Below are 21,831 nucleotides of genomic sequence, written 5' to 3' on the forward strand. Positions count from 1 at the left end.
GTTGGCCGGATGGCTGGTCGGCCGGTGCGGGCGGGCCTCGCAAGGGCTCCTCCCGAGGATCCCGGCCGGACGGGCAGTGGTGGCGAATCGTCAGATGTGCTCCATCACGATCACCGCGAGGGTGTCCGGTGCCAGTGCGCGGAAGACGTGCGGGGCGTCGCCCGGGTAGCTCACGTAGTCGCCCGGGCCCAGTTCGACGGGTGCCTCGGTCGGGCCGACCAGCGCCCGGCCGGAGCCGATCATCACGTGTTCGACGGTGCCGGGCATGTGCGGGTCGGAGGCCCGGGTCTCGCCCGGCTGGGCCTCGATCCGGTAGATGTCGCGGCGGGCGTTCGGCGGGCACGAGGACAGCACGGTGGCTGCGTAGTCGGCGCGCTCGGAGTGCGTCACCGGACCCTCGCCGGCCCGGATCACCTTGACCGCCGGCCGGGGCGGATCGACCAGACGGCTGAACGGGACGTTCAGGGCGACGCCGAGCGCCCAGAGCGTCTCCACGCTCGGATTTCCGGCGCCCGACTCCAGCTGCGAGAGCGTCGACTTGGCGATGCCCGCACGCCGCGCCAGCTCGGCCATCGACAGCCCGCTGCGCTCGCGTTCGCGCCGGATCGACGCGGCGATCAGGCTGATCAGCTCCACGCCCGAGCCCGCGGGCGGGGCGGTCCGGTCACTCATGCTTGCCACTCGCGCATTCTCCCTGGCTCCTTCTGCCGCTCCGGCTGGTGCCGTTCATGCTGCCACTGTCGACGGCGGCTGCCTCCGGCACCTGCGTTCGCTCTGTCGGTTCATTCGTTCGGCTTGACGAACCCCGCTCGGCGGGTTCACTCTGATGGACATGCGTTCGCTCCTCCGAACACTGGAACATGCCACCCTCCGTGACATCGCTCTGGTCTGCCTGGCCGACGCCCTCGTCGGCGCCTCCTTCGGCGCGATCAGCGTCTCCGGCGGCCTGCCACTGTGGGTGCCGATCGCCCTCTCCGTCCTCGTCTTCGCCGGCGGCTCCCAGTTCGCGGCCGTCGGTGTGGTGCTCTCCGGCGGCGGCGCGCTCGCCGCGGTCGCCACCGGGCTGGTGCTCAACGCCCGGCTCCTGCCCTTCGGCTTCACCGTGGCCGACGCGCTCGAAGGCCCCCTGTGGCGGCGGCTGTTCGGGGCCCAGCTGATCACCGACGAGAGTGCCGCCTTCGTCCTGCGCCAGGACGACGGGCGCCGGCGCCGGGCCGCGTTCTGGCTCTGCGGCGTCGCGCTGTACCTGGTGTGGAACGTCTCGGTGCTGCTCGGGGCCCTCGCCGGCGGGCTGATCGGCGACACGGACGCGCTGGGACTCGACGCGGCCTTCCCCGCCGTCCTGCTCGCACTCGTCCTGCCCTCGCTCACCGACCGCCGCACCCGCACCGCGGCCGTCGTGGGCGCCGTCGTGGCCGTCGCCGCCACGCCGTTCGTCCCGGCGGGGCTGCCCGTCCTGCTCGCCCTGGTGGGGCTGCTGTTCGCCGGAGGGCCCGGAGCCCCCGGTGTGTCGGAGGTCGGTGTGTCGGAGGTCGGCGGGTCGGAGTCGGTGGTGCCGACGGCGCCGGGCGGGGTTTCGGGTGGGGCGTCGGGTGGGGCGTCAGGCGGGGTACCGGCGGTGGCGGCGAACGTCGGCGCGGCCGAGAAGGAGGAAGTCCGATGATGCCGCTGTACGCCGTCCTGCTGTTGGCCGTCGGGACGTACGCCTTCCGTCTGGCCGGGCCGCTCCTCGGCCACCGGCTCGCACTCTCGGAGCGCCTGCGGCACCTGCTCGCCGTGGCGGCGGCCGTCCTCCTGGTCGCTCTGGCGGCGACCGGGGCCCTGACGCAGGGGCACGGCTTCGCGGGCGTGGCCCGTCCGGCCGGTGTGCTGGTCGCCGGAGTGCTCGCGCTTCGCCGGGCTCCGTTTCCGCTGGTGGTCGTCGCGGGGGCGGTGACGACGGCGCTGCTCCGGTTGTGCGGGGTCGCGTGACGGGCTGCGCGGACCGGGAGGCGTGACGGTCGCACGCGCCCGGGCGGGCTTCGACGAGCCCGACGGCGAACGGATGACAGCGAACAGCGAACAGATGACAGATGACAGATTTCGAAATCTGAAATCTGTCATCTGTTCGCCGTCATCCGTCATCCGTCATCCGTCAGCTGACCGCGGGACCACCGCCCAGGGCCTTGAAGAAGATCGTCGTCGGATGCGGGACGCCGGCGGGATCGGTCGCGTAGTCCGGTACCGAGCCGACCCTGGTCCAGCCGCCCGCCTCGTACATCCGTTCCGCCGGGCTGCCCGTCTGGGTGTCCAGCACCAGCAGTCGCAGCCCCAACTCGCCCGCCTGCTCCTCCAGGGCCGCCAGCAGCCGCCCGGCGAGCCGTTGCCCGCGGTGCTCCGGATGCACCATCAGCTTGGCGACCTCGCCGCGGTGCCGGCCGTTCGCCGTCGCCGCGGGCCGCAGCTGGACCGTCCCGGCGAGCCGCCCGCCGTCCACCGCCCGGACCGTCCACAGCAGCAGCCGTCCGGTCTCGAGGTCCGGGGCGAGCGCCCGCCACCACGCGACGGCCTCGGCCCGCTCCAGCGGTGCGAGGAACCCGAGCGAGGCGCCGCCGCGGACGGTGTCCGCCAGCAGCGCGGCCAGCTCCTCCGCCGCACCGGGCAGTTCCTCCGCCGTCACCCGGCCGACCGCGTACCGCACACCGCCCACCCCGCCGGCGGAACCGTTGCCGTCGCCGTCTGCGGTGCCACCGACGGGGCCGCCCCGCCGGCCGTGCTCCGCGCCCGCGGGCCTGCCGCCGTCCATGTCGCTTTCCTCACTCGTTCGCGCCCGCCCGCCGCCCTCCCGGGTGCGGAATACTCGCCGGTACTCCGCCGAGACTACAAGGAGCTTCAATGACGAAGCCGACCCGGATCGACCCGTCCGACCTGCTCGCCGTCGGCGACCTCCTCTCCGACGAGGAGCGGCTGATCCGCGACACCGTCCGCCGGTTCACGGAGGAACGGATCCGCCCGCACATCGGCGACTGGTTCGAGCGCGGCGTCTTCCCGGCCCGCGAGCTGGCCCCCGAGCTCGGCGCCCTCGGCGTGCTCGGGATGCACCTCGACGGTTACGGCTGCGCCGGCGCCGGGGCGGTCGCGTACGGGGTCGCCTGTATGGAGCTGGAGGCCGCGGACTCGGGGCTGCGCAGTTTCGTCTCCGTCCAGGGCTCGCTCGCCATGCGGTCGATCCACGCGTTCGGCTCCGAGGAGCAGAAGCAGCGGTGGCTGCCCGGGATGGCCGCCGGTGAGCTGATCGGCTGCTTCGGCCTCACCGAGCCCGACTTCGGGTCGGACCCGGCCAACATGCGCACCCGGGCGGTGCGCAAGGGCGGCGACTGGGTGCTGTCGGGCAGCAAGATGTGGATCACCAACGGCAGCATCTCCGACGTCGCCGTCGTCTGGGCGCAGACCGAGGAGGGTGTGCGGGGCTTCCTGGTCGAGCGCGGAGCCCGTGGTCTGACCGCCACCGACGTGCACGGCAAGCTGTCCCTGCGCGCCTCGGTGACCAGCGAACTCGCCTTCGACGAGGTGGTCCTGCCGGCCGACGCCGTCCTGCCCGGCGTCACCGGTCTGCGCGGGCCGCTCTCCTCCCTCAACGAGGCCCGCTACGGCATCCTCTGGGGCACCGTCGGCGCCGCCCGCGACTGCTACACCGCGGCCCTCGACTACGCGAAGTCCCGGATCCAGTTCGACCGCCCGATCGCCGGCTTCCAGCTCACCCAGCAGAAGCTCGTCGAGATGATGCTGGAGGTCGAGAAGGCCTACCTGGTCGCCCTGCGGATCGGCCGGCTCAAGGAGGAGGGCGCCGCCCGCCCGCCGCACATCAGCTTCGGCAAGCTGAACAACGTCCGCACCGCGCTGGAGATCGCCCGCAGTGCCCGGACGGTCCTCGGAGCCAACGGCATCACCACCGAGTACCCGGTCCTCCGGCACGCCAACAACCTGGAGTCGGTGCTCACCTACGAGGGCACCAGCGAGATCCACACCCTGGTGCTGGGCGAGACCATCACCGGCGAGTCCGCGTACCGCTGACCCGGCGCCGGCCGTCCCGGGTGCCGGGGTACTCCGGCACCCGGTGCGGCTCTGGTAAGCCTCCGGGGCGCGCCTCGGCGTCCGCGGTCCGCCAAGGCCGCTGGGGAACCCGGCCGCTGGGAACCCGGCCGCCGGGAAATCCGGTGGCCGGGTCCGCCGTGGCCCGGCTACCGTCCCGGCCATGGAGAACCGGCCCACCGCGAGCGGCACCGCCCCGACCACCACCCTCTGGCGCCCGACCGGCCCCGAGGAACTGGCCCTGGTCGAGGCGTCCGGCCGGCGTGCCTGGCCGCCCCGGCTGCCCGAGCAGCCGATCTTCTACCCCGTCCTCGACGAGGACTACGCGATCCGCATCGCCCGCGACTGGAACGTCCCGGCCTCCGGCGTCGGCTACGTGACCCGCTTCGAGGTCGACACCGCCTTCCTCGCCCGCTACCCCGTGCAGCAGGCGGGCGGCCGGACGATCCTGGAACTCTGGGTGCCGGCCGAGGAGTTGGCCGAGTTCAACCGGAACATCGTCGGCCGCATCGAGGTCGTCCACACGTTCCACCCCCAGCCGTGACGGGCCGCTCCGTGACGAGTCGGGCGGTGACGGGCCAAACGGCGGAGGGCCGGGCGGTGACGGGCCGGGCTACGGCGGGCCAGGCCGGGCCCGGCCGCGTGCTGCTCACCTCCGCCCAGCGGACCAGCACCACCGCCCTGCTCGTCGAGGCCGCCGCCGGGCGGGGTCTGGCCACCGCCGTCCTCGACGGCCCCGCGACCGTCGAGCGCCTCGCCGGGCGACCCCTCCACTGGTACGGCGGCCCGTTCGCGGCCGCCCGGGTAGCCGGCCCGCTCGGCCTCGCCCTGCTCGAACCCGAGGACGACTGGCTCACCCGCCTGCCCGCGGAGTACACCCGCCGCCGGATCGAACTGACCACCCTCGCCGAGGCGTGGGCGCTGCGCCGTCCGGCGTTCGTCAAGCCACCTGCCGACAAGTCGATCCCGCCCGCCGTCTACCCGGACGGCACCCGGCTGCCGCGCACCGGTGACCGGATCGGCCCCGACACGCCCGTCCTGGTCAGCGAGCCGGTGACCTTCGCCGCCGAGTACCGGCTGTTCGTCCGCGACGGCGAGGTGCTCACCGGCAGCCGCTACGCCCGCTTCGGACGGCTCGACCCGGCACCGCTGGACGCCGGGGCGACCGCCTTCGCCCGGCGCCTGCTCGCCGACGTCGGCGAGACCCTGCCGAGCGGGGTCGTCCTGGACGTCGGCCCGATCGCCGACCCCTACGACCCGGCCGTGCACTGGGCCGTCGTCGAGGCGAACATGCCGTGGTTCGCGCACTGCTACGCCGCCGACCCGGACCGCGTCCTGGACGTGGTGCTGCGCGCGGCCGGACCGGCCGCGGAACTCGCCGCGGCCGACCGCCGGTTCGTCCGTACCGCCGCCTGACACCTGGCGGACACCCGGCGTTCGGCGGGCGGACGCCGGGCGGTACGGCGGGAGGTGAAACATGGCGCGGTCGGCGGCGCCCTCGGCGGGCGCGGCCGGGTGTGCACGACCGAAAGGAAGCCCTGCCATGTCCGCTGCCCAGTGGCCCCGCCCCCGCGTGCTCGTCGTCGGGATCGACGGTGTCCGCCACGACTACCTGGAGCACGTGCCGATGCCCCGGCTGCAGGAGGTCGCCGAGGCCGGTTTCCTGGTGCCGGTCACCGTCGCGGACACCACGCCCACCATGTCCGGGCCGTGCTGGGCCACCATCGTCACCGGGGTCGAGCCCGCCAAGCACGGCGTCTGGGGCAACCACCTCGCGGGCAACCGGCTCGACGTCTTCCCCGACTTCGCGACCCGGCTCGCCCGCGGTGACCGCCGCCGCACCTTCGTCGCGGCCGGCTGGGACCCTCTGGTGATCAACCAGTCCGGCGGCCCGCTGTTCCGCGCCCCCGGCCGGCTCTCCTACGTCTCCCCGGCGGAGGACACCCCCGAGGCATGGGAGACCGTCGACGAGGAGGTCACCCGGGAGGCCGTCCACGTCCTGTCCACCGCCGACCCGGAGGCGTCCTTCGTCTACCTCGGCGCCGTCGACGAGACCGCCCACTTCCTCGGCTGCGGCGAGGAGTACCGCGCGGCCATGCGCACCGCGGACGAGCGCCTCGGCCGGCTGCTCGACGCCGTCCGCGGCCGGGCGACCCACGCCGACGAGCAGTGGACCGTCATCGTCGTCACCGACCACGGGCACGTCGACGCAGGCGGGCACGGCGGCCGCACCCCCGAGGAGCGCACCGCCTGGGTCGCCTGCGCCGGGCACGACGTCCCGGCCGGTCCGCCCACCGGGGAGATCCGCCACCCGGACGTCGCCGCCCAGGTGTACGCCTCCCTGCTGCGCCCCATCGACCCGCACTGGACCCTCGACGGCCGGCCCTTCCCGCTCGCCCGACCGGTGTCCGCGGCCCCCGCGGCCCCCGCGGCCCCCGTGACGCCCGCGGAGCCCGTGACGGTCTGAGCGGGGCGGCACCCCGCCCCACCCCTCCGTCCGCCCCGGACGGAGCCTCAGACCGGCCCGCCGGAACGACCCGGACGCCACCTCAGAAACCCCGCGCCGCCCCCCGGGTGCAGCACACCGGGCTGCGCCGTCGCCGCACCTGAGTGACGCTCGATCGGGGCCCCGGCAAGGCCCGACCGCCGCAGGACACCACCGCGAGGGCGGCCTACCCCTGAGACCCGGCCGCCGGACATACCTCTGAAGGTGGAGACCGTACCCCGTGGGATGGAGGCGAGATCTCGACCTGGTGGTGACGCTCCGGCCGGGCGGCGCACGCCACGATGGATACACCCGGGCGGCGGACGTCGCGGACCGGGCCGGGGGCGGTCACCGACACGGCGACCGGCCTCGCAAAGGCAACGGACACGGAGAGGGCAGACGGGCATGAAGGGCATCGTGAGCAAGGTCGCGCTGGGAGTCGCGGGCACCGGCATGGCCGTCGCCGTGGCAGCCGTGGCAGTCGGCCCGCGGGTGTCCGAGTGGTACGACGGGCGCCACCAGGAGCACGCCTCCTTCGCGAGCGGGAGCCAGGCCAAGGCCGAGCGCCGCTCGATGCCCACCTGGCTGCCCGACAACGCCTCCGCGGTGCAGTACCTGATGTCGACGACCGGTGACGACCGCCTGCTGCGCGCCACCCTCCCGGACGGCCGGCTGCCCGTCGGCTGCACCACGGGCATGCCCGGCAGGTCCGCGCACTCGGTGCCCGTGACGCTCAAGGCCGGCTGGTTCCCCGAGGGCGTCGCGGCCAAGGCCAGCGCGACCTGCGGGCACTACAACGTCACCCTCACCGGCAACCAGCTCTATGCGTGGCAGGACGGCGCGGCGGTCCAGGCGGCGCTGCGCGCCGAGCGGCCGACCAAGCACTGACCCGCCGGACTCCTCGGTTCCACGGCCCCTCGGCTCCACGGCCCCACCGGGACTCGGTCGTCCCCCGACCGGCCCACCGTCCTTCCCCGACCGGCCCGTCCCGCACCCCCGTGCGAGGCGGGCCGTCGTCGTGTGCAGACCGTCCGCAGGCCCCCCGCAGGCCGTACGGCGGCGGCGCGGACGCCGCTCGGGGGCCTTGAGCACGGCCGACGCTGAACCACCTGGTGGACCCCCGCTGTCGGAGGCGCCCCGGGCTGCGATAGGACGGAGCTGGACGAACGCGTCCCGCCCCCTGTCCCGCCCCGCCCCCCGTTCCGTGAGGAGCCCCATGCCCGGCCCGACCGTCGGCCCCGCCGGTGACACGTCGACCACCACCTCCGCCACGACCGCCACCGACCGGGGCGGGACCGGCCGGGCCACCGTCGCCGTCCTCGGCGGTCTCGTCGCGCTCGGCCCGCTCACCACGGACCTCTACCTGCCCGGGCTCCCCGACATCGCGCAGGAGCTGGCCGCCGACCCGGCCGCCGTCCAGCTCACCCTCACCTTCTCGATGTTCGGCGTGGCGTCCGGTCAGCTGCTCTTCGGACCCCTCAGCGACCGCTTCGGCCGCCGCCCGCCGCTGCTCGCCGGACTCGCCCTCTTCACCCTGGCCAGCGTGGTGTGCGCGATCGCGCCGAGCCTGACGGTGCTGATCGTCGCCCGCTTCGTCCAGGGCGCGGCCGGATCCGCCGGACTGGTGATCGGCCGGGCCGTCGCCCGGGACCGCTTCCAGGGCGTCGCCATGCTGCGCTTCCTGGCCTCGATCGCCCTGATATCCGGGCTGGCACCGATCCTCGCCCCGATCGTGGGTGCGCAGCTGATGCGGTTCACGTCCTGGCGCGGCACCTTCGGCGCGCTCACCGCGCTCGGACTGCTGCTCACCCTGGTCGCGTTCGGCGCGCTGCGCGAGACGCTGCCGCCGCACGCCCGCAACGGGGGCGGCGTCGGCGCGGCGCTGCGCACGATGGGCGGGCTGCTGCGCGACCTGCCGTTCCTCGGGGTGGCGCTGACCAGCGCCTTCGCGTACGGCGCGCTGTTCGGCTACATCAGCGGGTCGTCGACGGTGCTGCAGCACGTGTACCGGGTCTCGCCCCAGACCTACAGCCTGCTGTTCGGGGCGAACTCACTGGCCATCGTCGTCATGACCCAGCTGAACGGGCGGGTGCTGGCGAAGCGCTTCACGGCGCGGGCGCTGATGCTGGCCGGGCTCGGGACGGCGGTGGCCGCGGGGGCCGTGCTGGTGCTGACGACGACGGTCTGGGACTTCGGTCTGCTCGGGTTCTGCCCGCCGCTGTTCGTGATGATGGGCAGCATGGGCGTGCTCCTGCCGAACACGGCGGCGCAGGCGCTGAGCCTGGTGGAGCCGCCGGCCGCGGGGACGGCCTCGGCGCTGCTCGGCACCGGGAACTTCCTGTCCGGGGCGGTGGTCGCGCCGCTGAGCAGCCTCGGCGGGAAGCCGTCGGCCGTGCTGCTGGCCGTGGTCGTCCTTGCCTGCGGGGTGCTGGCCACGGTGACCTATCTGACGCTGTGCCGGGCGTCGAAGGCGCAAACAGATGACAGCTGACAGATGATGAAATCTGTCAGCTGTCATCTGAAATCTGTTACTCGTTATCCGTCACCCGCGAGCTGATCGTCAGGCGATCGCGAAGTCGTCCCCGTAGACGTTCCCCTGGCCGTACCAGCCGTGCAGGTACACGGTGACGGTGCCGGAGGCGCCGGTGGTGAAGGGGACGGTCAGCTTCGTCCAGCCGGTGGCGTTCGCCCAGGTGCTGCCGGTGGCCCCGCCGCTGACGCCGAGGTAGGCGTAGTTGCCCTGGACCCAGCCGCTCAGCGTGTAGCTGGTGTTGGGCTTCAGGGTGACGGTCTGCGAGCACTCGCCGGTCTGGCCGCCGGTGGCCGCCGCCTGCAGCGCGTAGGACCCGGAGTGGGCCGGGGTGGAGACCACGGCGCCGCCGCTCTGGCAGGTCCACGGGGCGAGGCTGCCGCTCTCCAGGCCGCCGTTGACCAGACCGGTCGGCGGGGTCGTTCCGGTGACGGTCAGCGTGTAGGCGGCGGTGTGGCTGCCGGACGGCCCGCTGGCGGTCACCGTGAGCGGGTAGGTGCCCGCGGCGGCCGCCGCGGTGGTGGCGATGTTGAGGGTGGCGCCGGTGCCGGCGGTGACGCTGCCGGGGGTCACGGTGGCGGTGACGCCGGTCGGGGCGCCGCTGACCGAGAGGGTGAGGCTCTGGGCCGAACCCGCCGTCACCGCGGTGGCGACGGCCGCCGAGGCGGACGAACCGGCCGCGACGGTACCGGAGTTCGGGTTCACCACGACGGAGAAGTCGTTGCCCGGCTGGGTGCCGGTGACGTTCAGGGTGAACACGCTGCTGTGGCTGCCGGAGGCGGCGCTGCCGGTGACGGTCAGCGGATAGGCGCCGGGCGCCACGGCCGCGGTGGTGGTGACGTTGAGGGTGGCGCCGGTGCCGGCGGTGACGCTGCCGGGGGTGACGGTGGCGGTGACGCCGGTCGGGGCGCCGCTGACCGAGAGGGTGAGGCTCTGGGCCGAACCCGCCGTCACCGCGGTGGCGATGGCCGCAGAGGTCGACGAACCGGCGCTGACCGTGGCCGAGTTGGGGTTGACGGCGACGGAGAAGTCGTTGTTCACCGTCGAGCCGCTGGTGAACGGCGCGAAGATGTGGGTGAAGTCCCAGGTGTTCTGGTTGATCCCGGAGCAGGAGTCGTCGCCGGACTTGCCCGGGCAGCCTCCGTTGTCGCGCTGGAGCGCCCAGAAGGACAGCGTGTTGATGCCCTTCGACACCGCCCAGTTGTAGACGGTGGTGGCGTTGGCGACGGTGAAGGTCTCGGCTGCGCCGAAGTCGTCGATGCCGACCATCTCGGTGATCCCGATCGAACCCCACAGCTGCGCGGGGGTCTTGGACGGGTAGAGCTTGGCGAGCTGGTTGTAGAGGCCCTGCGCCGAGGTCTGGGTGTCGGCCGCCATGTCGTGGGCGGCGTTGTCGTAGTAGTCGAAGGTCATCATGTTGACGACGTCGATCCGGGCGTTGTTGGTGACCGCGTTCTTCAGTACGGCGAGGCCGCTGGAGGCCAGCCCGCTGGTGGTGGTCGGCAGCGTGTACGAGAACTGGACGTTGCGCCCGTTGGCCGCGGCCCAGTCCTGCACGACCTTGATCGCCTTGTTGCGGCGGTCGATCCCGGCCGTGTTGGTCAGCGAGTTGTCCTCGATGTCGAGGTCGATCCGGCTGATGTCGTAGGTGGTGATCAGGTTCTCGTAGGCGGCCGCGATCTGGTTGACGTCGGTGCAGCTGTCGGCCAGTTCGGTGCCGGTGTTGTCGGCGGTGTAGCCGCCGAAGGAGGGGATCACGTCCCCGCCGTTGGCGCGGATGGTGGCGATGTCGGCGCCGAAGGTCGAGCTGGAGACGGGCTTGGAGGTGTCGCCGTTCCAGTACGGGGTGCAGGAGCCCTTGGTGGCGGCCTGGAGGAAGGCCATCGTCAGGTACTTGGCGCCGGACTGGGCGGCCAGGGTGGCGGGGCTCTGCCCGGTCCAGGACTCGAAGTAGGGGGCGAAGACCCGGCTGGGGAGCGGGGTCGCGGCCTGGGCGGTGCCCGTTCCGGCGGCGACCAGGCCGGCCGAGGCGGCCAGGGTGGCGCAGGCGGTCAGGGCTGCCTGGATCGTTCTGCGTAGACGCATGGGTTCTCCAACATTCGTGGTGGGGCGGGACGTTGGCGATTCGGACTGGTGCGGGCCCAGGACCTGCGGGGGCGGTCCGGCCGGATCGCGGCGGCCGTGTGGGGTCGGCCGGGCGGCTCCGGGCGTGCCGGTCCGGGCGGGAAGGCGCAAGGGCGTACGGACGTGCGGGTGCGTGGACGTGCAGGTGCGTGGACACGGATACACGGATACACGGATACACGGGGGCAAGGGGACATGTCGGCGCGCGGAGGCCCACCGGCCCGCGCGGGGGCGGGTGGCGGTTCGCGGGCGTGCGCGCCGGACGGTGCGGGGGTGGAGCGGAGCAGGGCAGGGCAGTGCCTCAGCCGCCGGTGGTCACACCCCCACAGTGCATCCCGGTCGGATCGACATGCTTATGGTTGGACTAGACCACTTGTCTGTCAAGAGCCCTAACAGTTCGTCAGCACACGGCCGTGGCGGCCCAAGGGGACGTCCCGGCACCTCGGGTGGCGCGGCGGGGAGCCGGGAGCGCGGGCAGGCAGGCCTGCGCTGCGCCGCAGGCGGGCGCGCGGGGTGGGGCCGTGGCCGCGCACCCGTCGCAGGGGCGCGGCCACGGCGGCCCGGCGCTCAGGACGCCGGGCGGTCGGGGCGTGTCGTCGCCGGGGCGGTCCCGCCGGTTCCGGTGGTCCTCACGGTCCGGCGGGTCGGGCGGCGGGTCGCGGGACGGGTCACGTGGCGGGTCGCGGGACGGGTCGCGCGGCGGGCTCCGCGGCGGGTCACGCCGGCGGGCAGAGGGTGGCCCGCAGCGCGTCGTTGATCTTCGCGGCGGTGTCCGGCCCGAAGCCCTGCGGGTGGTCGGGCGAGGTGAAGCGCTGGTTGGCCAGCTCGACCAGCTTCGCCTTGTCCTTGGGGAACTGGTACATGGCCTGGCACTGGTTGCGGGCCCGGTCCACGGCCTGGTCGGGCTTGTCGCCGACGATGGCCGGGTCGATCGCCTTCAGTGCCGCCACCAGCTTGTCGGTCAGGCCGCCGTCCGGCTTGGCGGGCAGGCCGGCGTCGGCGGGCGGTGCGGGCTTGGCCGGGGCCGCGGTGGAGCCGCCGTCCGTGGCGGGCGCCGAGGGGGTGGCGGGCGCGGGAGCCCCGGTGGCGCCGGCCGAGGGGGCGGCCGGGTCGGTGGCGCCGGCCGAGGGCGCCGTGGTGGTCGCGGGGGCCGTGGGCGCCGTGGTGGCGCCGGGCGAGGCGGCGTCGGGCGCGGTGGTGGTGGCGGCGGTGGAGGGGGAGCCCGCCGCGGCGGTGGACGTGCCGGAGCCCGTTCCGGAACTGGAGCAGGCAGCGAGGCTCACCGCGGCGAATGCCGTGAGGGTGGCGGCGAGGAGACGAGTGCGCATGGCGTCACACTGTCATGTTCGCGGCGTCGAAGGGAAGATCCCCGTGCGACGGCCGACGGCCCGGCAGGCGGGCCCGGGGATCGCCCCCGGGTCCGCCGCCGGGCCGCCGTCCCGTCGCTCCGGACTCCTGGCTCAGCCGAGCCCGTTGGCCTTCAGCCAGTCCTTGGCCACCGCCGACGGGTCCTCCTTGTCGATGGCGACGCGCTTCATCAGCGAGGTCAGACCCGCGGTGTCCAGCTTGGCCGACACCGCGTTGAGTGCCGCCGTCGCCGTGGCGTCCACGCCCGCCTTGTTGACCAGCGGGGTGACGTTCTGTGCACCGAAGGCGTTCTTCGGGTCGGCCAGCGGGACGAGCTTCAGCTGGACGATCTTGGGGTCCGTGGTGAAGACGTTGCCGACCTGGACGTTGTCGTCCTTGAGCGCGTTCGCGGTGGTGTCACCGGTGGGCTTCCACTCCTTGAACGTCAGGCCGTAGACGTCCTTGAACTGCTGTTCGCGGCGGGTCTTGAACTCCGGCGGGCCGCCGATGGTGAACTCGCCCGCCTTGGCGGCCAGGTCGGCGATGCTCTTGAGGTTGTACTTGTCGGCGGTCGCCTGGGTGACGCTGAGCGAGTCCTTGTCCTCGGCCGGGGAGGAGTCGAGTATCGCCAGCGCCCCGGGCAGCGCCTTGGTCAGCGCCGCGTTCACGTCCTCCTTGGTGACGGCGGTGGCCTTGGCGTCCAGGTAGGACAGCAGTGCACCGTTGTACTCGGGCAGGACGGTCAGGTTGCCGCTCTGCAGCTGCCCGTAGAGCACCTCGCGGCTGCCGATGTTGAACTTCTCCTCGACCTTCACGCCCTTGGCCTTGAGCGCCTGCGAGTAGATGGAGCCGAGCAGGACGTTCTCCGGGAAGTTCGCCGAACCGACGACCACCGTCGACCCGGAGCCGCTCCCGGACCCGCCGGTGGAACCGCTCCCGGAGGCGGTCGCGCCGGAACCGCCGCCGAGCGGGTCGCCGCCGGAGGAGCCGCAGGCGGTGGCGCCGAGGGCGAGCGCGGCGAGCGTGCCGAGGACGACGGCGCGTCGGCCTCTGTGGTGTGTCGACATGGTGACAGGTGTCCTTCCGGAAGGGTGGGAACGGGGTTCAGCGGGCCCGGCGCTGGGCGCGGATCCCGGGCGGGAGCGCGTACCGGGCGAGGAGTGCGAAGAAGGCCTGGGCGCCGACGGCGAGCAGCACCACCAGCAGCGCCCCGCCGACGGTGACGGCGTACCTGCGGGTGGCCAGCCCGTCCATCACGTAGCGGCCGAGGCCGCCCAGTCCGACGTAGGCGGCCACCGTGGCGGTGGCGATCACCTGGACGGTCGCGGTGCGCAGTCCGGCGAGCAGGGTCGGCGCCGCCGAAGGCAGGCAGACCTGCCACAGCACCTGGCGGTGGGTCAGTCCGATGCCCCGTGCGGCGTCCCGGACGTCCGGGTCGGTGCCGCGGACCCCCTCGACGGCGGCGACCAGCAGTGGCGGCGCGGCCAGCGCGACCAGCGGGACCAGGACGGCCGTGTCGCCGACCCCGGCCAGCAGGACGGCCAGCGTCACCAGTCCGAGCGTCGGCAGGGCGCGCGCGGCACCCGCGAAGGCGGTGACGACGGTGACGCCGCGCCCGGTGTAACCGATCAGCAGTCCGAGCGGGACGGCGAGCAGCGCCGCCCACAGCAGGGCCTCGCCGGAGAGCAGCAGGTGTTCGGTGACCCGGTGCGCGATCGAGTCCGGACCACTGCGGTGGTCGGGGGCGGAGAAGAAGTCGCCCAGCCAGCTCAGCCAGTTCACGAGCCCGCCCCCTTCTCCCGGACGGCCCACGGCGCGAGCAGCCGCCGGGCGCCCACCAGCAGCAGGTCGACGGCCAGGGCGAGGACGGCGATCAGCGCGATGCCGGCCACGATCGGGGTCGGGAAGGTGCGCTGGAAGCCGTCGATGAACAGGTAGCCGAGCCCGCCGCGCCCGACCAGGGCGCCCACGCTGGCCAGCGAGATGCTGGACACCGCCGCGACCCGCAGCCCGGCGATCAGGTACGGCACGGCGGCGGGCAGCTCGACGGCGGTCAGCCGGTGCCACGGCCCGTACCCCATCGCGGTCGCGGCCTGCCGGACGGGGTCCGGGACGGCGCGCAGCCCGTCCACGGTGGTCGGCAGCAGCACGGCGACGGCGTAGAAGGTGAGCGGGATCATCACGGTCGCCTGGGTGGCGAGACCGGTGTAGGGGATGAGCACCACGAACACCGCCAGCGAGGGCAGCGCGTAGACGACGTTGAAGACGGCGGCCAGCGGCTGGTACAGCCGCGGGAAGCGGGTGCACGCCAGTCCGAGCGGGACGGCCAGCAGCAGGCCGATGAGCACCGGGAGGAGCGCGATCACCGCGTGGTCGGCGAGCAGGTCGCCGAGGTAGCCGAGGTGGTCGCCGATCCAGTACCAGCGGACGATCGGTTCACCGTCCACCGTCGGCTCCGTCCGCGGCGCGGGCCGGCTCGGCGCCTTCGGCCGGTTCCGCGGTGCCCGTCGGCTCCGCAGCTCCGGCGGCCTTCGCCGCCCCGGCGGCCGCCGTGCTGCCGGGCCCTGGTGTGCCGGGGGCACCGGAAGCGCTGGGAGCGCCGAGGCCACCGGGACCGGGAGCGCTGGGGGTGCCGAGGCCACCGGGACCGGGAGCGCTGGGGGTGCCGAGGCCACCGGGACCGGGAGCGCTGGGGGTGCCGAGGCCACCGGGAGCGCCGGGGGCCGACAGGGCGGCGAGGACGGCGTCGCGCGTCGCGGTGCCGGTGGCCCGGCCGTCCGGGTCCAGGGCGACGGCCACCCCGGCGGGGGAGAGCACGGCCGCGTCCAGGGCGGTCCGCAGGGTGTCGGTGTCCGGGCGGTACCCGGCCGCCGGGTGCAGCTCGGCGGTGACGGCGTCGCGGTCGATCCAGCCGATCGGGCGGCGCTCGTCGTCCAGCGCGAGCTCCCAGCCGCCGTGGTGCAGCCCGTCGCCCACCGGGCGGACGTCGATGGCGCTCGCCGGGCGCAGGCCGAGGCCGCGCAGTCCGCGGTCGCGGCCGAGGAAGGCGGCGACGCCCTCGTCGGCGGGGGCGGTGAGCAGGGTGTGCGGGTCGGCGAGCTGGGCGATCCGGCCCTGCTCGCGCAGGACCACCACCTGGTCGCCGAGCCGGACGGCCTCCTCGATGTCGTGGGTGACGAAGAGCACCGTCTTGTGCAGTTCGGACTGCAGGCGCAGCAGTTCCTCCTGGAGCCCGGCGCGCACGACCGGGTCGACGGCGCTGAACGGCTCGTCCATCAGCAGGACCGGCGGGTCGGCGGCCAGGGCGCGGGCGACGCCGACGCGTTGCTGCTGGCCGCCGGACAGCTGGAAGGGGTACCGCTTGCCGGTCTCGGGCGCGAGCCCGACCAGTTCGAGCAGTTCGGCGGCCCGGGCGCGGGCCTTCCTGCGGTCCCAGCCGAGCAGGTAGGGGACGGTGGCGATGTTGTCGATCACCTTGCGGTGCGGGAAGAGGCCGGCCTGCTGGATCACGTACCCGATGCCGCGGCGCAGCCCGGCGGGTTCCAGCTCGGCGACGTCCGTGCCGTCCAGCAGCACCCGGCCCGAGGTCGGTTCGACCATCCGGTTGACCATGCGCAGCAGGGTGGTCTTGCCGCACCCGGATGGTCCGACCAGGACGGTTATCCGGCCGGTCGGGACTTCCAGGTCCAGGCCCTCGACGGCGATGGTGCCGTCGGGGTGGCGCTTGCCGGCGCCCTCGAATCTGATCACGGGGAGGTTTCCTCGTCAGGGCGCCCCGGGGAGGCGGCGCCTGTTCGGTCGTTCGGTCTTTCGGTTGATGACGGTTTGTCGACAATCGGCGGCGATGTCGGTGGAGGCCGTGTCGGCCGCCACCGCGGTGACGCGTCTGTCGGACCGTCCGTGCGGGCGTTCTTCCGCCCGCGTGGCTGCCCAGCTTTGGACCGGCGGAAACTCCGATCAGCCTATGACCTGAGTCATCTCCTGTCTCTCATTTACCACCCGGCCGGCGGCACGGAGCCCGCCCGTCCGACGGGGCGGGCCCAAACCGCCCGACTACCCGGCAGCCCCGCCGCTCGAACGGGTCGGCAGCCCGGCGGCCGCCCAGCCGACGAAGCCGCCGTCCAGGTCGGTCGCCCGGTGCAGCCCCAGCTCCCGCAGCGAGGCCGCGGCCAGGCTGGAGGCGTACCCCTCCGAGCAGACCACGATCACCTCGACGTCGTAGCCCGAGGCCTCGGGGATCCGGTGACTGCCCGTCGGGTCCAGCCGCCACTCCAGGACGTTCCGCTCGATGATCAGCGTGCCGGGGATCTCGCCCTCCGCCGCCCGCTGCGCCGCCGGGCGGATGTCGACCAGCAGTGCGCCCTCCAGCTGCGACTGGTACGCCTCTCGGGCGCGCGGCCGGTGGACTCCCTCACGGGCCCGCTCCACCAGGTCGTCGATCGTGGTCACCATTGCTCCGGTCCTTCCGTCGAGGTGCGGACGAGCCCTCCGGCCCGCAGGTCGTAGTGCGCCATCGTGCCCAGCGGGGGCGAGTAGGCGTGCAGGGTGACGGCCGGGCCCGAGGCGGTGTTGCGCACGTCGTGCACGTACTCCGGACCGAACGCGCGGGCGGTTCCGGCCGGGATCCGGCGGATCAGCAGGCCCTGGTCCGGCCCGCCCAGGGACAGCTCCTCCAACTCTCCGAGGGCGACGGTGAACGCGCCGCGCGAACCGCCGTGGTCGTGGAAGCCGGTGGACTGGCCGGGCAGCCAGCTGATCAGCCACACCTCGTGGTCGTCGTCGGACAACAGGCGCTGGTACCAGCGCTCGTCCGTGGAGAGGCGGACGAGGTGGATCCACTGGTCGGGCTGCTCGGCCAGTTCGCGGACGACGGCCCGTAGCGCGCTCGGGGTGAGCGGCGCGCGGGCCTCCTCGAGGGCGGTGGCCGTGGCGGTCGCCGGGCCGGCGGTGCCGGGGGAGGCCGGGGCCCCCGTGGCGGGGGCGCCCGCGCGGACCGGCACGGTACCGCTGCCGGTCACGGTGCCGGTCCTGGTGCCGGTGGCCCCGGTGCCGGTGTCGGGGGTGGTCGTCGGGTCGTCGGGTACGAGGTGCAGGCTCATGAGGCGTCCTCGGGTGCGGCGGGAACGTCGGCGGGTGCGCCCTGCTCCGGCGGCGACGAGGCGGGCGCGGGCCGACGGAGCGGCACGGCACGTACGGGTGCGCCGGGCGGGGCGGGGGATCAGAACTTCGGGTGCGGCTGCGCGGCACGGACCCTGGCGGACGTCACAGGGCGGGACCGGCGGTAAGGAGCAAGGTCAACAGGCACAGATGGAACTCGCCTGGCGTCGCAGATCGACGTGCAGGCGGCAAACCAGAGTGGCGCCGGAGTCCATGTGCCGGATCCTTCCCGAGCGAACCGGACGAAGTCAAGCCAGGGCAATCTCCGAGGCGGCCCGGGCAATCCGGGAGGTGGCCAGGGCAATCGTGAAGGCGGAAGGCGTGTCACCCGCCCGCCGGCGCCGTACGGCCGGCGGTCGGGTCACCCGGTGACGGTCGGGCCCCCGGCCGAGGGGCGAGCCGGCGCGGCGGGCACCGGTGGCGCCGGCTGTGCGGGCACCGACCCGGTGGTGGCCGCGCCCCCGGCGTCCGCCTCCGCCGGGGCCCGCTCACCGGCCCCGCCCTCGTGCCCGCCGAAACCCTCACCCCCGTACGCGCTCCCGTGGACGGCCCCGGCTCCGCCCGGGCACGCGGCGCCCCCGCCCCGGGCTCCGCTCCCGTGCGCGGCTGCCGCGTGCCCGGCCAGCGCCGCCTCGATCACCGGCGCGGCCCGGTCCCCGAGGTAGCGCCCCAGCGTCTGGTAGGCGTCGAACTGCCGGTGGTCGAACCACTGGTCGCTGGTGCCGTCGTTGGGGAAGGCCGGGTTGACCGCCGCGTGGGCGTGCAGCTCGTACGGCATGTCGGCGGTGAGGGCGGCGCGCAGCACGATCAGCGTGCCGTGCCGGCCGCCGCCGTCCCGGGTGCCGGCCCGGGCCGCGGTCCGTTCGTCCGCCTCGACCGGTGCTCCGCCCGGGGCCGACCGGTCGTCGAGCGGCTCGGGGTAGAGGATGTCCCCGGTGATCACCGCCCGGGCCGAGTAGCGCGCCGCGAGCGCGCCGGCCGGTGGCGGTGCGCCCGGCCCGCCGTGGCCGTCCCCGGCCTGTTCGGCGGCGCTGCCGGGGGCCAGCAGGTCCGGCCGGTGCAGGGTGATGACGACGCCGAGCTCCTCGCGGGCCAGGGTGATCGCGGCGGCGAGGCTGTCCTCGTGACCGGAGTCCCCGCTGGCGTCGACGCACACCGCCGTCCGCACCCGGTGCCGCAGCAGCTCGACCAGCCCGAGGTTCTCGTAGTGGCCGCCGTCGGTGGTGAGCAGGAAGCGGTCGTCTGCCGGGAACCGGCCGGTCAACTCCCGCAGCTGGTAGGGGAGGCGGCGTACGGCGGGCTGCGCCGGGCGGCGCCAGTCCGGGGGATCGGACCACGCCGGACCGAGCACCGCCGGATTGGGCAGCCAGGTGCCCAGCCGCGCGTTGGTGGCCGCGAAGAGCCCCTGGTAGACGCGGGACTGCCGGCCCATCGCGGAGGAGAAGGCCGCACCGGAGACCGCCATCGCCGACTGCACCGTGAGGTCCCGGGCGATGTGCCGCCGGGTGCGCCGCTCCAGCGCGTCGGTGCGCGCGTACCCGACGTCCGGGCCGCCGACGTAGTCGTGCGAGAGCGAGAAGGACACCGCCCGACGACCGGGCGGAGTGCGGGAGTTGCCGGACAGGTTGGCCGCGGCCGAGAAGATCACCTGGGGGAAGTCGGGGTGCCGGGCGGCGTAGTGGCTGAGCCACGTCTGCTCCCGGAAGAAGTCGTACGGGCGGGCCAGCACCCGGCCGCCCTCCGCCACCCGGCGCACCGCGAACGCCGAGGCGAGCCGCAGCCGGTAGAACGGGTGCAGGCTCGTCCAGGTCTGGTCGAGGTTGAGCCCGACGGCGCCGAGGACCAGCGGCAGCAGCACCTGGACGGACGCCGGCCACGCGTACCCGGTGGCGACGGCCCAGCCCAGGGCGAGCAGGGCGGCCGCGGACAGGGCCGTCAGCGCAGCCCAGACCATGACGTACTGGGGCAGGTTGGCGGTCAGTCCGCCGCCGATCCGCCCGGCGCCGCGCAGCGCCCCGCCGAGCGCGGCCGCGCCCCGGCGGATCGTCCGCCGGTCGCGCCAGAGGATGCCGAGCAGCAGCGCCAGGTAGCTGAGCACGACGGTCAGGCTGAGCCCGGCACCGGTGAGCTGCGGGCCCGCCGCGAGCGCCTGCTGGAGGCTGACCGCGCCCCAGGCCAGCCCGGGCACCGCCAGCACCCCGACGGCCAGGAGGCCGGCCAGGGCCAGCGCGGCGCGGAAGAGCCAGCGCAGTGCGCGCGGCAGCAGCGCGCTCCAGCCCAGCGGCGGGAAGGCGAGCAGCCAGAGCAGCCAGCACCCTGCCGCGGCCGCGAGCAGCCCGGCCACCGCGGCGACGGCCGGGGGCCGGAACTCCAGCGGGCCCGGTACGGCGCCGGCCCTGCGCAGACCGGCCGCCGCCAGGCCGTCCAGGTCGGTGAGCGGCACGAGGTGGTAGAAGCGGCTGAGCCCGAGGCCGACTACCAGCAGGGCGGCGAGCAGCAGGGCGAACGCCGAGATCACCCCGCGCAGCAGCGTGCCGAGCGCGACCAGCCACTCGCCGGCGCCGTCGGCGATGAACCTGCCGTGGCGGCGCAGGTGGTCCTCCTCCGGCGAGCCGGGCTCCAGCACGGTGTCGGCCGTCAGACCCGAGACGGCGTGCACCGGGCAGCCGGGAGCGGAGTCGGTGAGCGCGAGCTGCATCGCGCCGACGGTGTAGCCGCCGCCGGAGACCGAGACCAGGTAGCGGGCCCGTTTGAGCCAGGGCCGCAGCGACTGGAGCGCGCCGAGGGTGACGCAGGCCGAGCGGATCCCGCCGCCCGAGACGCAGAAGCCGAGCGGTGCGGGCTCGCGGCCCGGCGGCACCCGGGAGCCGTCGCGCCAGTGCGTGTGGTGCCCGGTCGCGGCGGGGGAGCCGGACGGCTCGGGGCCCGGAGAGTGCGCCGCGCCGTGCCGGGCGTGCGGCGGGGCGACCGGCCAGGGCGGGATCAGCAGCGGCCGGTCGGTGGCGTCGGCACCGGCGGGCGCGTCCGCGGACGCTTCGGTGGCGTTGGCGGCGTTGGTGGCTTCGGCGGCGCCCGCCTCGGCCGGCGGGCCCCGCCGGGCCCGTCGCCGCCCGATCCCGCGCAGGGCCCGGGCGGCGACCACCACCAGGACGACCGGTGCCGCCACCCCGGCGGGCAGCAGGAGCAGCCACTTGACGGTGGCGAGCGCGGTGGCGGCGGCGAAGGGGGCGTCGGAGCCCGCCCGGCCGCCGTCGAGGCCGAGGGCGAGCAGGACGTCCTCGCCGGCGTCGCAGCAGGCCGCGAGCAGTCCGGCTCCGCCGGCGGCGAGCGCGGTGAGCCGCCAGCGCGGCCGCCCGAACACGTAGCCGCCGAGCAGCGCGACGGCCGTCGAGGTCAGGCCGTACCCGGCGATGAGCCAGGCGTCGACGCGCAGCGCGGCCAGGTACTCCGCCGTCCGGCCGCCGACCACGGACTCGGCCGCCGCCCGGGAGCCGGCCAGTTGGAGGGCGACGTCCCGCACCCGGGGCGCCCGCAGTCGGAACAGCAGGACGCCCAGGGCGAGCGGCAGCAGCGCGCCGGGGGAGAGCAGCAGACCGGCCCAGGCGGGCAGGGCGGGCGGCCGCCCCGCGTGGCCGTCGCGCCGGGCCCACCGGAGCAGCCTGCCGGGGCCGCGCTCCACCGTGGCCGCCACCTTCGCCTCCCCGACTGCGTTCAACTGCCTCTTCCCCGCGCTCGATCCGCCCGGTCGATCCCCTCGCCCCGCCCGGGTGCGGCCGCGATCGGGTGCCGCCCCGCCGTGCTGCCGCTCTGCCGCCCCGCTGTGCTGCCGCCCCTGAGTCGCGCTGCGCGCCCGGAGGATAACGGTGCGCAGCCGCTTCCAGCCGCGTTTTACCCGGCCGTGGCTGATCCCGCACGTGGAGTGCCCGGTTTCGCTCGAATGAGTAAGAAGCCCGCTCCCGGGGTAGATGATCGTTTCATCCCATCCAGGGCCATCCGCGTGTCCGCACAACAGGATCGCCCCAGACGCATTGCCCCCGACGTATTGTCAGGCCACCGAGGCCCGGCCTACGGTCTACAGGTCGCTTTCTACGCACGTAGACCCCTGCGGATCCCCAGG

General features: G+C 74.6%; 19 protein-coding genes and 1 pseudogene. 8 read left to right on the forward strand and 12 right to left on the reverse strand.

What is annotated here, in order from left to right:
• Positions 1-90 precede the first annotated feature (90 nt).
• Entirely contained in the window at positions 91-672 is a 582-nt protein-coding gene (locus ACIA8Q_RS03205) for an XRE family transcriptional regulator (protein ID WP_360205464.1), read from the reverse strand.
• Between the two features lie 160 nt (positions 673-832).
• Between ACIA8Q_RS03205 and ACIA8Q_RS03210 the strand changes: the two genes are divergently transcribed.
• Positions 833-1,663 carry an AzlC family ABC transporter permease gene (locus tag ACIA8Q_RS03210; protein ID WP_360205270.1) on the forward strand — a complete coding sequence of 277 codons (831 nt, stop codon included), beginning with the start codon at positions 833-835 and terminating at the stop codon, positions 1,661-1,663.
• On the forward strand, positions 1,663-1,971 hold the full coding sequence (locus ACIA8Q_RS03215) for an AzlD domain-containing protein (protein ID WP_396316764.1): 309 nt from the start codon (positions 1,663-1,665) through the stop codon (positions 1,969-1,971). Before ACIA8Q_RS03210 ends, ACIA8Q_RS03215 begins: the two co-directional genes overlap by 1 nt.
• 163 nt (positions 1,972-2,134) lie before the next feature.
• Here the strand turns inward: ACIA8Q_RS03215 and ACIA8Q_RS03220 are convergent, their stop codons facing one another.
• Positions 2,135-2,785, reverse strand: coding sequence for a GNAT family N-acetyltransferase (locus tag ACIA8Q_RS03220; RefSeq protein ID WP_396316692.1), 651 nt, complete (start codon positions 2,783-2,785; stop codon positions 2,135-2,137).
• 89 nt (positions 2,786-2,874) lie between these two features.
• On the opposite strand from ACIA8Q_RS03220, the gene ACIA8Q_RS03225 reads away from it, so the two are divergent.
• From ACIA8Q_RS03225 to ACIA8Q_RS03250, 6 genes are all read left to right on the forward strand, one after another.
• On the forward strand, positions 2,875-4,053 hold the full coding sequence (locus ACIA8Q_RS03225) for an acyl-CoA dehydrogenase family protein (RefSeq protein WP_387896882.1): 1,179 nt from the start codon (positions 2,875-2,877) through the stop codon (positions 4,051-4,053).
• A 181-nt stretch (positions 4,054-4,234) separates the two neighbouring features.
• Positions 4,235-4,615, forward strand: a complete 381-nt coding sequence (locus tag ACIA8Q_RS03230) for an ADP-ribosylation/crystallin J1 (RefSeq protein ID WP_360205280.1) — start codon at positions 4,235-4,237, stop codon at positions 4,613-4,615.
• A 98-nt stretch (positions 4,616-4,713) separates the two neighbouring features.
• Positions 4,714-5,487 (forward strand): ATP-grasp domain-containing protein, encoded by a 774-nt coding sequence (locus ACIA8Q_RS03235; RefSeq protein ID WP_387897491.1) that lies wholly within the window; start codon positions 4,714-4,716, stop codon positions 5,485-5,487.
• Positions 5,488-5,614: 127 nt separating this feature from the next.
• Positions 5,615-6,538 (forward strand): alkaline phosphatase family protein, encoded by a 924-nt coding sequence (locus ACIA8Q_RS03240; RefSeq protein WP_360205283.1) that lies wholly within the window; start codon positions 5,615-5,617, stop codon positions 6,536-6,538.
• Positions 6,539-6,961: 423 nt separating this feature from the next.
• Complete coding sequence (locus ACIA8Q_RS03245) at positions 6,962-7,444, forward strand: hypothetical protein (RefSeq protein WP_360205285.1); 483 nt, start codon at positions 6,962-6,964, stop codon at positions 7,442-7,444.
• 328 nt (positions 7,445-7,772) lie between these two features.
• Positions 7,773-9,047 carry a multidrug effflux MFS transporter gene (locus tag ACIA8Q_RS03250; RefSeq protein ID WP_360205288.1) on the forward strand — a complete coding sequence of 425 codons (1,275 nt, stop codon included), beginning with the start codon at positions 7,773-7,775 and terminating at the stop codon, positions 9,045-9,047.
• Positions 9,048-9,116: 69 nt separating this feature from the next.
• Here the strand turns inward: ACIA8Q_RS03250 and ACIA8Q_RS03255 are convergent, their stop codons facing one another.
• The 10 genes and pseudogenes from ACIA8Q_RS03255 to ACIA8Q_RS03300 form a co-directional block, all read right to left on the reverse strand.
• A complete protein-coding gene (locus ACIA8Q_RS03255) occupies positions 9,117-11,171 on the reverse strand; it encodes a glycosyl hydrolase family 18 protein (RefSeq protein WP_387896887.1) in 2,055 nt (684 codons plus the stop codon).
• Between the two features lie 755 nt (positions 11,172-11,926).
• Positions 11,927-12,538: a hypothetical protein gene (locus ACIA8Q_RS03260; protein WP_360205293.1), complete on the reverse strand. Its 612-nt coding sequence runs from the start codon at positions 12,536-12,538 to the stop codon at positions 11,927-11,929.
• 132 nt (positions 12,539-12,670) lie between these two features.
• The gene (locus tag ACIA8Q_RS03265) at positions 12,671-13,624 is read right to left on the reverse strand and encodes an ABC transporter substrate-binding protein (protein ID WP_387896891.1); all 954 of its coding nucleotides are present in this window, start codon (positions 13,622-13,624) and stop codon (positions 12,671-12,673) included.
• A gap of 37 nt (positions 13,625-13,661) precedes the next feature.
• Entirely contained in the window at positions 13,662-14,339 is a 678-nt protein-coding gene (locus ACIA8Q_RS03270) for an ABC transporter permease (protein WP_360205297.1), read from the reverse strand.
• Positions 14,336-15,004: an ABC transporter permease gene (locus tag ACIA8Q_RS03275; protein WP_387896893.1), complete on the reverse strand. Its 669-nt coding sequence runs from the start codon at positions 15,002-15,004 to the stop codon at positions 14,336-14,338. The genes ACIA8Q_RS03270 and ACIA8Q_RS03275 overlap by 4 nt, the downstream gene beginning before the upstream one ends.
• A 205-nt stretch (positions 15,005-15,209) precedes the next feature.
• A pseudogene (locus tag ACIA8Q_RS03280) lies at positions 15,210-16,307 on the reverse strand (ABC transporter ATP-binding protein); the annotation flags it as partial.
• A 303-nt stretch (positions 16,308-16,610) separates the two neighbouring features.
• Positions 16,611-17,009 carry a rhodanese-like domain-containing protein gene (locus ACIA8Q_RS03285; RefSeq protein ID WP_360205304.1) on the reverse strand — a complete coding sequence of 133 codons (399 nt, stop codon included), beginning with the start codon at positions 17,007-17,009 and terminating at the stop codon, positions 16,611-16,613.
• Positions 17,003-17,656: a cysteine dioxygenase family protein gene (locus ACIA8Q_RS03290; RefSeq protein ID WP_360205306.1), complete on the reverse strand. Its 654-nt coding sequence runs from the start codon at positions 17,654-17,656 to the stop codon at positions 17,003-17,005. The genes ACIA8Q_RS03285 and ACIA8Q_RS03290 overlap by 7 nt, the downstream gene beginning before the upstream one ends.
• 195 nt (positions 17,657-17,851) lie before the next feature.
• Positions 17,852-17,929, reverse strand: coding sequence for a putative leader peptide (locus ACIA8Q_RS03295; protein ID WP_107086570.1), 78 nt, complete (start codon positions 17,927-17,929; stop codon positions 17,852-17,854).
• A gap of 146 nt (positions 17,930-18,075) precedes the next feature.
• Positions 18,076-21,429 (reverse strand): hypothetical protein, encoded by a 3,354-nt coding sequence (locus ACIA8Q_RS03300; protein ID WP_387896899.1) that lies wholly within the window; start codon positions 21,427-21,429, stop codon positions 18,076-18,078.
• Between the last annotated feature and the right edge of the window lie 402 nt (positions 21,430-21,831).

The organism is Kitasatospora sp. NPDC051705, from assembly GCF_044453265.1.
Taxonomy (GTDB): domain Bacteria; phylum Actinomycetota; class Actinomycetes; order Streptomycetales; family Streptomycetaceae; genus Kitasatospora.